A 12,300-nucleotide genomic window follows, 5' to 3' on the forward strand; every position below is an offset into this window, starting at 1 on the left:
CAGAGGCTAATGACCATTGCTGGCAGGTTGGTGATCAAAACTCAATACTCTGGCGAGCTTCCACTGCCCATCCTCTTTTTTCCAGAGGTGGGTGAACTGTCCACTCTCGCGTAATACTTCGCTGTTATCAGCATTTATGCCATAAAATTTATGTGTACCGCTTTGAATGGCCCCGTAGTTGTTCATTGGGAAAACTCTAACACTATCGTTAATGAGTTCGCGGCGCGCTTTAATGTCACTGCCGGATTTTTGACGTTCACACATACTGCTAATACCATTGAGAAACTCTTGTGCTGAGCTTGCAGTTTTCCCCCACTTATCATGGTACATTTCAAAATCATCGGTGACGAGTTGACCCAGTTTTTTAATGTCGCAGCTGTTGAAAACAGCATCAAAAAGTTGTGAGTCCACAACGGTGATTTCCTTTTCTAATTTCTCCGTAGCTTGAGGGCCGGCAACGACGGGATGTTGCTCGGCAATTGCTGTGGGTATGAAAATTGATATGGCAGTAAAACCTAGAGCCATCAAATAATTTCGCATAATAAATTCTCCCTTTTTATTTACTATCTTACTTTTCACCAAACTGGCGGTCAGCGAAAAAAGCCCGACCACCAGTTTCAATTTGATTTTATACACTGCGCGTGGCGGTAGCCGGGGAGATATTGGCTGCACGCAGTGCTGGCGCTAGTGCAGCAGCGAGACTAACAACCAATACCAATAGAGCACAGATAAGGAGAGGTAGTAGGGTTAATACCGGCTGAGAGTAATCGCGTACCATATACTGATTAACGATTAGGGCTGCGGCACTGCCCAGGGCGATACCGGTAACGGCAATCAGACTGTTTTCAATCAGGAAATAGCGGCTGATATTGCTGCGGCTAGCCCCTAGTGCCCGTCTAACACCTATTTGTTTGGCGCGTTGGTTAATCCAGAAGATTGTCAGCCCGACGATCCCCAGCGCTACGATAAAGCTGAGTGTGGCCGCAACAATAGATAACACTTTGACCATTAAGTTATCGCCTGCATAACTGCGAGCGACATACTCTGAGAGCACTCTGGTTTTAATGACTCTTTGAGGGTCCCTTTCAGACAGTTTATCTACCAAGGTTTTTAACACATCATCGCGCTTGCCTGGTTCGGCGCGTACTAAATAATTGACGTCCTGAGTATTTCTGACAATGGGGAAAAAGGCCACATTACCTGCTTTTGACCAGTCCACCCAGGCGCCCAGATGCCGTTCGATAACACCAATAATTTCTATTGGATGGGAAGTGTTGCCATCATAGAGGGGTTTTCCAATAGGATCTTGGTCTGGGTAAATTTTATCGGCGAACTGCTGGGTAATAACTGCGACATTGATATCCCGAATTTCACTTGGATCAAAATATTGCATTTCAGCATTGGTAAAATTTCGCCCCGCCACTAATTTTAAACCTAGGGTATTGATAAAGTTTGGGTCGGTGTTGTATCTGTTAGAGACCTCTCCGCCGACCTCCTGATTAGGTTGAGTGTAAAAAGTGCCCGCGGAGCCAGACCGCGATAAGGGGACTTGGTTGGTAATGGTTGCATCTTTGACGAAAGGCAGTTTTCGCAGTAACTCCAAATCAGAAGATACGGCTCCAATCATGTCGTAGTTATTGGGAATTGCCATTACGTTGATGGCAATGATCTCCTCTACGGCAATACCGGTGGGTCTTTCTATCTTTGCAATACGATCTTTTACGATCACAACCGTGTTGCTGATGATTGCCAGTGTCAATGCAAGTTGAAGAGCGATCAGCAGGGCAGGCACTTTGTTACGCCAGAGGGCGGATAACATGGGTTTTAATTCAAGCATGACTCGTCCTTACTGGGTTTTCAGGTAAATGGAAGGGTTAGTGCGACTGATACGCCAAGCTGGGTAAAGCCCTGCCAGCAGGCTTGCGATTAGCGCGAGACCGATGGCTGCGATCACCATCACCCAATCCATCCTCGCGACCGTATCCAGTTGTCCCATAGCTAAATAACGGATTCCACTGATCCCCATAAAAGCAAGTAAAATACCGGCTATCCCACCGAGAATACCGATGGTTGAACTTTCAATGAGGTGCTGTGTGAAAATGGCATTGCGGCTGGCTCCAAGTGCCCGACGCACACCCGCTTCAGGCGCTTTGCGGAGAAACTTGGCGAGTAATAGAGCTACTGCGTTGATAACACAAACTAACAGAAAAGCCAGGGATACCCAGCCCAATACGCGATTGTCATCGCTGAGGACTTCGTTGAGAACCAGCCATTCGGAAGGTTTACTCAGGGCAAAATTCAATGGTCGCTCGAAGCGCCCTTGGTCCTTCTGCCCTTGAATATATGCGGTTAGAAAGTTTTCGTACTCGGTTTTTTGTTCTTTATTAGTGAGTTCCACCCAGTACTGAATCCAGACGCTCTCACTTTGTAGGAAACCCTCATAACCTTCGCCCTCTCCACTATCCCAGCCATTGGTATTCCCCCAGCTGTAAATTTCCAGCTTGCGGTGAAGACCAAAAGGCACGAAAAGGGATTCAACTTTCGTAAAGGAACCATTATTGACATCGTAAACTTTGGGTGAGGGTTCCCAGGCATCAATAACGCCAATGACGGTAAAAGGTTGGCTATTTAATATGACGGTTTCACCAACGCTGTCTTCTCCAGAGAATAACTTTTCATTGGTGGCCTTGGAGAGTATCACCACTTGCATGGGTGAGCTGTCGGCAGTCTTCTCCCAGGTGCCTCCATATATAAAAGGGATATCGAATAGGTTAAAGAAATCACGGGTGGTTACGCGGATGTCAGCGGTATAAGGCCGGATTGCTGACTCTTCCAGTTCCACGGTAAAACCATAGCGGTGCATGGCCACTTGATGGGTGGGGATGTCAGAGCGCAGTAGGGCTTGGGCATCTCTATAAGTCAACTGCCAGGGAATTTCATTGGTGGTATTTGCGGCTTCATTAACATCCCAGCTATCGAGTTGAACGGCAAAAAGAACATCGTCTTTATGCTCTAGCGCGTTCTGCGACATCATGTAGTTGAGGGTGAGTACTGTCATGGAGGCACCCACACCCACCGCGATAGCAGCGACCATCAACGCACTTAATGTCGGTGTACGACGCAGGCTTCGCAGTGCCAGGGAAATATAGTATCCAATCATTACTGCAGACTCCTTAAGCAGTAGCGGCTTCGGGTTGCTCTGTGACCGGGCGCAGGTCGCACACTTGCCCATCCACGATCTGGATATTGCGGTGCGCACGACGGGCCAGCTCCGGATCATGGGTAACCATTACGATGGTAGTTCCCCACTCATTGATAAATTCCAGCAGCTCCATTACTTGGCGTGCCATTAGGGAGTCGAGGTTTCCAGTGGGCTCATCTGCGAGCAGGAAACGTGGCTCCCCTGCCAGGGCCCGGGCAATAGCAATACGTTGTTGCTGTCCGCCGGAAAGCTGTGCAGGCAAGTGTTTTGCGCGGGCGGATAAGCCCACTTGCTCCAGTACTTTCTCAATACGCTTGCGGCGTTCTTTAGCGCTGAATCCACGGTAGCGAAGAGGGACATCAATATTGTCGAACAAGCTTAGATCCGGGATCAGGTTAAACCCTTGGAAAATAAACCCGATCTTTTCATTACGCAGGCGGGAGCGCTGGCGATCGTTCAGGTTACTTACATCCTCGCCATCCAGCAGGTACTGGCCGCCGGTTGGGGTTTCCAATAACCCTGCGATATTCAGAAAGGTCGTTTTTCCGGAGCCACTGGGGCCGGTGACAGAGACAAATTCCCCCTCCTTCACTTCTAGGCTGAAGTCACGCAGGGCGTGGGTTTCAATAGTGTCTGTGCGGAAACTCTTGCGGACGTTATGCATCTTAAGCATGGCGATGTTCCTTGTTTGTCACTGAATTTTTAAATCGTTGATAAATCGCGGAAACTGAGTGGGTGTAGCTTGCGCGTGTTGAATGTCTCGCTCGGTTTATTCTTTCAGGGCAACTAGCTGTGCCCTCTCCAATTCTTCGGAGGCGGAGATAATGATTTGATCTCCCTCTTGCAGGCCGGAAATGATTTCCACTTGTTTCAGTCCCAGCGCGCCAATTTGAATGGCGACGCGCTCTGCCTGTTGTTGATCGTTGAGGCGGAATGCAAAGCGGCCGCCGCTCTGATCCAGGAAACCACCACGTTTCACCAGCAGCACATCATTGCGATTCTCCAGTAGCACGCGGGCGGTGAGGCGCAGGTTTTGGCGCAAGTTTTGGGGTTGTCCCTCGCTAAAACGCACTCGGGCGATGACTTGGTTGTCGATGACTTCGGGGGATATCGCAGTGATTTCACCGGGTAGTTCACGCCCCCCTAGGTTGACGGCCACGGCCATATTCAAGCCGAGGTCGTCGGCGTAGTTCTCTGGCACTGCCGCCTCAAGCTCAAAACTGGTGAGGTCAACTACGGTGATCAAGGGGGCGTTAGCGGCAACGGCGCTGCGCTGGGATACGGCGAGACTGCCGATGGTGCCGCTGACAGGGGAGAGGATTTCTAATTCCCGCACGCGGCGCTCGAGTTCCTCTACCTGCAACTTCTGCTGGGACACTTGTAAATGAAGGGTTTGGGTATCAAAGCTCAGGGACTCTTTTTCCAGCTCGGCGTTTTGTACAGCCTGCTCATACTCCAGTTGTGCTCGGGCCATATCGTCCTTGCTCTTTTCAAAGTCGAGCAGGGAAATAATCTGCTTCTCCTTGGAAAGCTCAGCCCGTTTTAACTCCCGTTTGGCGGCGGTGAGGTTTACCCGGGCGAGATCGGCCTTTTGCTGGTTTTCCAACTGCTGGCGCTTGGCCTGTATTTTCTGCCGTTGCAATTCTACGGACAGTTTATTGAGTTGAGCTTCCTCCTGGGCGAGTTGGTTGGATAGCTCAGGGCTGTCAACCGAGGCGAGGACTTGCCCAGCTTTCACAGTATCTCCGGCTTTTACCGCAAACTTAACGATGCCCTGCGCAGGGCTATAAAGTGTGGGGCTGTTGGCTGCGACCACTTTGCCCTGAACCACCAAGTCTCGAATCAGGTCACCGCGCTCAACCTGGGCAATATTGATACGGGATAAGGACAGGGTGTTATCTACTGAGCCGGTCCTATGCCAGGCATTAACACCCCAGATCAAAAATGCGATGGTGAGGCCAAGCAAGGCGGCAGCCTTATAGGCTTTGGGGTTTTTCCAAAGCGGTAGGGCTTCGATTTGTGTATCTTGCCTGGAAGTATCTCTAATCATTGTTGCTTTCCACTTCTCTGTGCGATTGCTTCTGCTTTGTAATTTGGATGCAGTGCATTTCTGTTTCGGATGCAAATCAAAAAAATCTGCTCTGTGAGCTACTACGCAAACGCTGTGCCAACTTTTTTATGCCTGTAACTTATTGATATTTATTGATATTTTTCTTTTATGGGGATGTGCACAATCACAGGAGTGTCCGCTAAAAGTGTCCGCTGTCCGCCCTGTCCGGGAGATGGACAGGGCACTGTAAGCTGCATATTTGCGCCGGAAGAGGGGCGGATACCGAACTTTGCTTGCGGTTTCACGAGAGTGGTTGTCATGCGGGGGGACGGCGGTTTGTGGTAGAGTGCGCGGCCTTTTTTTGATCAATTCAAATTTATTTGCGTTTATGTTCCTTCCATCGCTGCTCTCTTCGACCAAAGCCGACTGGTTCGGCAATATACGTCGCGACGTACTCGCCGGCCTGGTAGTGGCCCTGGCACTGATTCCCGAAGCCATTGCTTTCTCGATTATCGCGGGAGTTGATCCCCGAGTTGGCCTCTACGCCTCTTTCTGTATTGCTGTGGTCATTGCCTTTGTGGGCGGTCGGCCGGGGATGATTTCCGCCGCTACTGGCGCAATGGCCCTTCTGATGGTGACCCTGGTGAAGGAGCACGGACTGCAATATCTGCTCGCAGCCACATTGCTCACCGGGGTGTTGCAGATCATCGCTGGCTATCTGAAGCTGGGTAGTTTGATGAGCTTTGTCTCACGGGCGGTGGTCACGGGGTTTGTGAATGCCCTGGCGATCCTTATCTTCCTGGCGCAAATGCCCGAGTTGATTGGTGGTTCCTGGGAGGTCTATGCCATGACAGCTGCGGGTCTGGGGGTCATTTACCTATTCCCCTATGTCCCGGTGATTGGTAAAGCTGTGCCTTCACCGCTGGTATGTATCCTGTTGCTGACGGCAGTGGCTGTCACCATGGGGATGGATATCCGTACCGTGGGGGATATGGGCGAGTTGCCGGATACCCTGCCTATTTTCCTCTGGCCCGAGGTTCCGCTGAATTTCGAAACCCTACAGATTATTTTCCCCTACTCCGCTGGTCTGGCAGTGGTAGGTCTGCTGGAATCCCTGATGACAGCAACGATTGTGGACGACTTGACCGATACTCCGAGTGATAAGAACCGCGAGTGTAAAGGTCAGGGGATCGCCAATATCGCGGCCGGCTCCCTGGGGGGGATGGCCGGTTGCGCCATGATTGGCCAGTCTGTCATCAATGTGAAGTCCGGTGGCCGAGGTCGGCTCTCAACTCTGGTAGCTGGCGTTGGCCTGCTGACCCTGGTGGTGTTTCTCAGTGACTGGGTTGCGGTAATTCCTATGGCAGCACTAGTTGCGGTCATGATTATGGTTTCCATAGGTACTTTTGACTGGAGTTCTATCCGCAACCTGAAACGCTACCCGCTCTCCACAAATTTGGTGATGTTGGCTACTGTGGTTGTGGTAGTGTGGACCCATAACCTGGCCTATGGTGTATTTGTTGGTGTGTTACTGGCCTCGCTGTTCTTTGCCAATAAGGTTAGCCACTTTATGTACGTGAGCAGCTCTCTCGAAGAAGCTCAGAGCCGCCGAACCTACAAGGTCATTGGACAGGTCTTCTTCAACTCCGCCGATAAGTTCATGGCCTCTTTCGATTTTAAGGAAGTGGTGGATACTGTAGTGATCGATCTCAATCGCGCGCATTTCTGGGATATTTCCGGAGTAAATGCGCTGGATAAGGTGGTGCTCAAGTTCCGTCGTGAGGGTGCAGAAGTGGAGCTGGTAGGGTTGAACGAAGCTAGTGAAACCATCGTCGACCGGTTCGGCGTACACGATAAGCCCGAGGAAATTGAGCGGGTTCTTGGAGGACATTGATGGCCGTAAGCAGCAGCGAAAATAACAATAAAGAGACACATAATGGTGGGTCTTTACCAGTGGTACTTTCCTGTATTGATGGTTCCCAATACACCGGCGCCGTCTGTGATTACTCCGCTTGGCTGGCTGCCAAGCTGGACGCACCGCTAAAGCTGTTGCATAACATTGAGCGCAGTAGTGTACCTGCGGTCACCGATTTTACCGGCAGTATCGGCTTAGGCAGCCAGGAAGAGCTGCTGGAAGAACTGACGGCGCTTGAGCAGCAGCGTGCGCAATTGCTGGTGAAGCAGGGCAAGCTCATGCTGCAGGCGGCACGAAATCGCGCTGAGGATGCCGGCGTTGGACAGGTCATTACCTGCCAGCGCCACGACACCCTGACAGAATCTGTGGTGGAGCTGGAAGACTGCATTCGTGTTCTGGTACTCGGTATTCGCGGTGAGGAGCACGGCGAGTCGGAGCAGGGGCTGGGCGCACAGTTGGAAACTGTAGTCCGCTCCCTGCACAAACCGATACTGGTGGTTAATCGGGAATTTCAGCAGCCGCAGAGGATTATGCTTGCCTATGACGGTAGTGAGGCGGCGTGCAAGGCCCTGGGCCTGATAGCTGGTAGCCCGCTGTTCCGCGACCTGTCCTGCCACCTGGTAAATGTAGGACCGGCGCAAGTGGCGGAAAAGCTGTTAGCTGAGGCCAGTGCCGAATTGGATAAGGCCGGCCTCGCAGTAACGGCCAGTAATCTGGAGGGTAATACAGTTGAGGCCTTGATCACCTATCAGGAGGAGCACCAGATTGACCTCACTGTGATGGGGGCGTTCAGTCACAATCGTCTGCGCGATTTGTTGATGGGCAGTATCACAGCGAAGATGCTACTCAAGACCCGCCAGCCTCTGCTGCTATTGCGATAACTTTCCTAGAGCGCGAGTACTGCGTCCCGGGGGCTGACAAACCAACGCAAAGCCTCCGCATCCTCGGGAAGCGGTAGATCGTAGAATTTTGCATTGCGTGGTTTGCGGCAAAGCTCCCGCTCGGCAATGGCCAGGTACTCCTCTAGAGGAAGTAATGACACCTCCTGCTCGCTTTTACTGGAAGGGCAATTGCTGAAGTTCAATTGCGCCAGGCTGGCTGCGGACTCTGGTTTTTTGCCTTGATAGCGCCAGACTCCCTGATCCTGGTCGAAATAATAATACGGCAGTAGTCTCCAGCCGTGGCGCGCTACCAGAGCCACGGCTTCAAGCAGATATTCGAATACTGTCTCACTGATGAAGTAATTGAAATTCAGGCGTACCCAGCCCGGACGCATTAATTTTTGCCCTTTGAGTATCTGTCCCTCCAGCGCCCGGCTATAGGCCATATCGATATCCAGAAGGGTATGCCCATAGGGGCCTGCGCAGGAACAGCCACCGCGGGCCTGGATTCCGAAAAGGTCATTGAGTAGTGCTACTACAAAGCCGTAGTGCAAATCCTTCCCGCGCCATTTGATGCGCAGCGAGACAATTGAAAGACGCGGTATATCAAGGCTGCCGAGAACCTCGATGTTCTCTTCCTTTGACCAGCGCTCGAGAGCATGGCCGATCAGCCGCTTCTCCCTCTGGGTTATTTCATTGATACCCACAGTTTGCTGGAGTTTAAAGACCATGCCTGCGCGAATGGACTCGACTATCGCCGGGGTGCCGCCTTCCTCGCTGCGCTCCGGGTCTTCGAGGTAACGGTGATCCTCAGGAGTGACATAGAGCACCGTGCCACCGCCGGGTGCTGCAGGGACGGCGTTTTGCAGTAGCTTCTCTTTCACCACCAGAATTCCTGGAGTGCCGGGGCCACCGACAAATTTATGCGGAGAGATAAATACAGCGTCTTTTGAACTATCGCCCCGGGGGTCTTGCTCACCGCGCACATCAATTGCCATATAGGGGGCGGCCGCGGCGTAGTCCCAGAAAGACAGGGCACCGTACTGGTGAAGTAGGCGGGTGACAGCTTCTACTTCGGTCACGATGCCGGTGACATTAGAGGCGGCGGAAAAGCTGCCGATCCGCAGGGGGCGGTCAGCGTACGCACGCAGCTGATTTTCGAGCGTATCAAGATCCAATGTGCCGGTGCTATTCAACGGAATAGACACTAGTTCGGCAATGCTTTCCCGCCAGGGCAATTCATTGGAGTGGTGTTCATAGGGCCCAATAAATACGACAGGACGCTGGCTGGCAGAAATACTGTCACTGAAGCGATGCTGCAGGTTCAAGTCCACCGGAGGACGCAACTTTAGAATATCGATCAGCTTGTTAATGGCGGCAGTGGCACCGGAGCCACAGAATATGATTTTGTGCTCCTCGCTCCCGTTGACTGCACGCCGGATCTCTTTCCTCGCCTCCTCTCTGAATCCTGTGGTTTGAGCACCGGTGTAAGACGTTTCGCTATGGGTGTTGGCATAGTAAGGCAACACCTTTTGGCGAATAGAGTCTTCGATGAAAGATAGTGAGCGGCCGGATGCAGTGTAATCAGCGTACACCAGTGGTCGCTGTCCGAAGGGGGTGGCAATGGGCTGCATATCGCCAATAACTGAGTCACGGATGTATTTGATGAGAGCTGTCACGAGTTCCATTTCCTGTATTTTTCATGGAAATTACTCTAGTGCTTTAACACCGAAACAGTGTCCCTGTTTGTCTTTTTTAATTGGTAAATTTCGAAACATTGTGCCGTTTTATTTTATTTTTCGGTACGTTAATGCTTTAAAAAGGTATGGTGGAAACACTAGTAATTATTATGAATGTTTTAAAGGAGGGGCTTTAATGGCGGCGCGGCTAAACAGGCAAGACAAACAAATTCTGGAGCTGTTACAGGGGGATGCGACGCTGTCTGTTGGGGAAATTGCTGAGCGAGTGGGTGTGTCAAAATCCGCTTGCTGGAGGCGCATTCACAAGATGGAAGAGGAAGGGATTATCGCTGATAGAGTGACCTTGCTAAACCAGCATAAGTTAAATTTGCCCCTGACTGTATATATCTCTATCCGTACCAACCAACACAATGACCAGTGGGCAGCCCAGTTTGCCGAATTGGTGCAGGGGGTTGCTGAGATTCTGGAGGTACACCGGATGAGTGGGGATCTGGATTACCTGATCAAGGCGGTGGTGACCGATATGCCTGGTTACGACCGCCTGTATAAAGAACTAATTAAGGCCGACCTATTTGATGTCAGTTCCAGCTTCGTAATGGAGACCATGAAACAGACGACCCGTTTACCTCTCACATACGCTGTTGATAAGTAAGCTTCAGTGGCTGTGGCGCTTGCGTAACCATTGGCGGAGTTTTACCTCGCCAAGAGCCTTGTCTCCATGTGGTACTTTGAGGCTATTGCGGATTTCCCGCCAGGCATTGGAGCTGAGCCAGAGATTCAAGGCCAGTACGACCAGCATCACCAGGATGGAGCCCAGCCCCGCCAGCAGCATGTCCTTTTGCGCGTCCCAGATATCGCCCTGGGAGCCGAGGAACGCGATTCCCAGCTCCGGAGAAACTGTCCGTGCTGCCAACCATTCAATAATTTCGTAAATAGAAGAGAGGGCAAACGTCACATCTACTGGGAAGAAGTAGGCCCAGAATCCACGCAGACCAGCCAGGCGTATTAATATTTCCCGCACTGGGTAGGCGAGCAGCAACCCAAAACTAAAGTGCACCAGGCGATCGTACATATTGCGCTCGGCGCCAAGCCATTCCTGCAGAGTGTAACCAAAGGGCACTTCTGCATAGGTGTAGTGGGAGCCAAACACATGCAGGCACATAAACACGGTGATCAGCGTATAAGAGACGTTGGAGAGCGGGAGCATACGTATGCTGATCAAAATTACCGGCAGCGCCGCAAAGACCAGGTAATTTTCTAATAACCAGTCATCCGGATGCAGCGGCTGCCAGGCTGACCAGCCCCATGCGACTGAGAAAATAGCCAGTAATAACAGGCGGTACCAGTGTTTTCGAATAGCGGACATGACTGTAAAAACCCACTGCAAAAAAAGTATATCTGCGCCAGGATACACCATTGTCCGCCGTTGTGGATTGGGCCAAATGACCCCTGGTATGAATAGCTAATGCAGGGCCGGCCGGTAGGGAAGGGCGGCAATAATCCTGGCTTCCTCATTCAGCAAATGGGCAAGGCGACTCTCCACCGCCTCACGGGGGAAATACTCCAAGGCCAACTCAACAAACAGTTCATGGTGGCGGGCCTCACTTTCTGTAATGACCTTATAGAAAGTTTGTAATGATCCCGCTGGAAGGGCCTCAGCGACCAAGCCAAAACGCTCACAGCCTCGCGCTTCAATAATTGCTGCGGTGAGCAGGCGGTCTATCAGGTACTCTTCCGGACCACGGCGAATCAGCTTGCGCAGGGCATGAATATAGGGATCTTTCTCATCTGGTGCCTGATAGATCCCCCGCTCATGCATAATCCTGATCACTTGGCGGAAATGGTTCATCTCCTCTAAAGCCAGATTCACCATGGCCTCGACCAGTAGAGGTTTATCGGGATAGTGAGAGAACATGGACACTGCCATACCAGAGGCTTTCTTTTCCGCTGCGGCATGATCCTGCAGGAAGCGGTTAAAGTCACTGAGAACGACTTGGGCCCAGTCTTTCGGGGTCTTGTAATACAGTTGGAACATGGTGGATGGCGGTGACGCAAAAACGCCATTATACCGCCATCGATAGGATTGACCTGCTGGCCCTGTTGAAAAAGGTTTTAGCTCGCCAGGCGGCGTTCGCGTACTTCCCGATCGCGCTGGGTAGCAATTCGCGCCTGCTCCAGGGACATGCCGGCTTTAGCATGGGGGGTTGGCCTGCCATTAGCACCCAAAGCTACGAAGACTATTTGCTCGACTTGCACAATTAACTCCTGGCTCTGCTTATTGCGAACCTCACAGTGCACGGTGAGTGAACTCTGGCCAATGCCGATCACTTCAAACCCAAACTCTACTACGTCTCCGCAGCAGGCAGGGCTGACAAAATCGATCTCTGACATTAGCTTGGTTACCAGCATTGGTGTACCCATCTGACAGCCGGCAAAAATGGCAGCCTCTTCATCAATCCAGGCGAGTAACTGGCCGCCAAACAGGCGCTGGGCGGGGTTCAGGTCGCCGGGCTTTACACAGTGACGCGAATAGTATTTCACACTGACCTTCC

Annotated in this window: 12 protein-coding genes; 3 read left to right on the forward strand and 9 right to left on the reverse strand. The window is 51.6% G+C overall.

Annotated elements, in window-relative coordinates; genetic code table 11:
- Nucleotides 1-6 precede the first annotated feature (6 nt).
- From ABWV76_RS19410 to ABWV76_RS19430, 5 genes are all read right to left on the reverse strand, one after another.
- Nucleotides 7-636, reverse strand: coding sequence for a nuclear transport factor 2 family protein (locus tag ABWV76_RS19410; protein ID WP_353377012.1), 630 nt, complete (start codon nucleotides 634-636; stop codon nucleotides 7-9).
- A complete protein-coding gene (locus ABWV76_RS19415) occupies nucleotides 629-1,837 on the reverse strand; it encodes an FtsX-like permease family protein (RefSeq protein ID WP_020411990.1) in 1,209 nt (402 codons plus the stop codon). The genes ABWV76_RS19410 and ABWV76_RS19415 overlap by 8 nt, the downstream gene beginning before the upstream one ends.
- A gap of 9 nt (nucleotides 1,838-1,846) precedes the next feature.
- Nucleotides 1,847-3,160: an ABC transporter permease gene (locus ABWV76_RS19420; RefSeq protein WP_353377013.1), complete on the reverse strand. Its 1,314-nt coding sequence runs from the start codon at nucleotides 3,158-3,160 to the stop codon at nucleotides 1,847-1,849.
- A 13-nt stretch (nucleotides 3,161-3,173) separates the two neighbouring features.
- Entirely contained in the window at nucleotides 3,174-3,875 is a 702-nt protein-coding gene (locus ABWV76_RS19425; protein WP_020411992.1) for an ABC transporter ATP-binding protein, read from the reverse strand.
- Nucleotides 3,876-3,971: 96 nt separating this feature from the next.
- A complete protein-coding gene (locus tag ABWV76_RS19430) occupies nucleotides 3,972-5,252 on the reverse strand; it encodes an efflux RND transporter periplasmic adaptor subunit (protein WP_020411993.1) in 1,281 nt (426 codons plus the stop codon).
- A gap of 388 nt (nucleotides 5,253-5,640) precedes the next feature.
- On the opposite strand from ABWV76_RS19430, the gene ABWV76_RS19435 reads away from it, so the two are divergent.
- Complete coding sequence (locus ABWV76_RS19435; protein WP_502914816.1) at nucleotides 5,641-7,146, forward strand: SulP family inorganic anion transporter; 1,506 nt, start codon at nucleotides 5,641-5,643, stop codon at nucleotides 7,144-7,146.
- Nucleotides 7,146-8,048 carry a universal stress protein gene (locus tag ABWV76_RS19440; RefSeq protein ID WP_020411995.1) on the forward strand — a complete coding sequence of 301 codons (903 nt, stop codon included), beginning with the start codon at nucleotides 7,146-7,148 and terminating at the stop codon, nucleotides 8,046-8,048. Before ABWV76_RS19435 ends, ABWV76_RS19440 begins: the two co-directional genes overlap by 1 nt.
- 5 nt (nucleotides 8,049-8,053) lie before the next feature.
- Here ABWV76_RS19440 and ABWV76_RS19445 read toward each other — a convergent pair whose 3' ends face one another.
- Nucleotides 8,054-9,736, reverse strand: a complete 1,683-nt coding sequence (locus ABWV76_RS19445; RefSeq protein WP_502914815.1) for an aminotransferase class V-fold PLP-dependent enzyme — start codon at nucleotides 9,734-9,736, stop codon at nucleotides 8,054-8,056.
- 187 nt (nucleotides 9,737-9,923) lie between these two features.
- Here ABWV76_RS19445 and ABWV76_RS19450 point away from each other — a divergent pair, with 187 nt between their 5' ends.
- A complete protein-coding gene (locus tag ABWV76_RS19450; protein WP_020411997.1) occupies nucleotides 9,924-10,400 on the forward strand; it encodes an Lrp/AsnC family transcriptional regulator in 477 nt (158 codons plus the stop codon).
- 3 nt (nucleotides 10,401-10,403) lie between these two features.
- On the opposite strand, the gene ABWV76_RS19455 is transcribed toward ABWV76_RS19450, so the two are convergent.
- The 3 genes from ABWV76_RS19455 to ABWV76_RS19465 all read right to left on the reverse strand — a co-directional run bounded on the left by ABWV76_RS19455 (nucleotide 10,404) and on the right by ABWV76_RS19465 (nucleotide 12,289).
- Nucleotides 10,404-11,114 carry a DUF2238 domain-containing protein gene (locus ABWV76_RS19455; RefSeq protein WP_353377015.1) on the reverse strand — a complete coding sequence of 237 codons (711 nt, stop codon included), beginning with the start codon at nucleotides 11,112-11,114 and terminating at the stop codon, nucleotides 10,404-10,406.
- A 96-nt stretch (nucleotides 11,115-11,210) separates the two neighbouring features.
- Nucleotides 11,211-11,783: a tRNA-(ms[2]io[6]A)-hydroxylase gene (locus ABWV76_RS19460; RefSeq protein WP_020411999.1), complete on the reverse strand. Its 573-nt coding sequence runs from the start codon at nucleotides 11,781-11,783 to the stop codon at nucleotides 11,211-11,213.
- A gap of 77 nt (nucleotides 11,784-11,860) precedes the next feature.
- Nucleotides 11,861-12,289, reverse strand: coding sequence for an acyl-CoA thioesterase (locus ABWV76_RS19465; protein WP_020412000.1), 429 nt, complete (start codon nucleotides 12,287-12,289; stop codon nucleotides 11,861-11,863).
- Between the last annotated feature and the right edge of the window lie 11 nt (nucleotides 12,290-12,300).

It is taken from the genome of Microbulbifer sp. NBRC 101763 (genome assembly GCF_040371615.1).
Lineage (GTDB): Bacteria > Pseudomonadota > Gammaproteobacteria > Pseudomonadales > Cellvibrionaceae > Microbulbifer > Microbulbifer variabilis.

Coding starts and splice junctions, on each gene's coding strand:
- ABWV76_RS19415 (WP_020411990.1), bottom strand. CDS start 1,837: ATGCTTGAATTAAAACCCATGTTATCCGCCCTCTGGCGTAACAAAGTG.
- ABWV76_RS19420 (WP_353377013.1), bottom strand. CDS start 3,160: ATGATTGGATACTATATTTCCCTGGCACTGCGAAGCCTGCGTCGTACA.
- ABWV76_RS19425 (WP_020411992.1), bottom strand. CDS start 3,875: ATGCTTAAGATGCATAACGTCCGCAAGAGTTTCCGCACAGACACTATT.
- ABWV76_RS19430 (WP_020411993.1), bottom strand. CDS start 5,252: ATGATTAGAGATACTTCCAGGCAAGATACACAAATCGAAGCCCTACCG.
- ABWV76_RS19435 (WP_502914816.1), top strand. CDS start 5,641: ATGTTCCTTCCATCGCTGCTCTCTTCGACCAAAGCCGACTGGTTCGGC.
- ABWV76_RS19440 (WP_020411995.1), top strand. CDS start 7,146: ATGGCCGTAAGCAGCAGCGAAAATAACAATAAAGAGACACATAATGGT.
- ABWV76_RS19445 (WP_502914815.1), bottom strand. CDS start 9,736: ATGGAACTCGTGACAGCTCTCATCAAATACATCCGTGACTCAGTTATT.
- ABWV76_RS19450 (WP_020411997.1), top strand. CDS start 9,924: ATGGCGGCGCGGCTAAACAGGCAAGACAAACAAATTCTGGAGCTGTTA.
- ABWV76_RS19455 (WP_353377015.1), bottom strand. CDS start 11,114: ATGTCCGCTATTCGAAAACACTGGTACCGCCTGTTATTACTGGCTATT.
- ABWV76_RS19460 (WP_020411999.1), bottom strand. CDS start 11,783: ATGTTCCAACTGTATTACAAGACCCCGAAAGACTGGGCCCAAGTCGTT.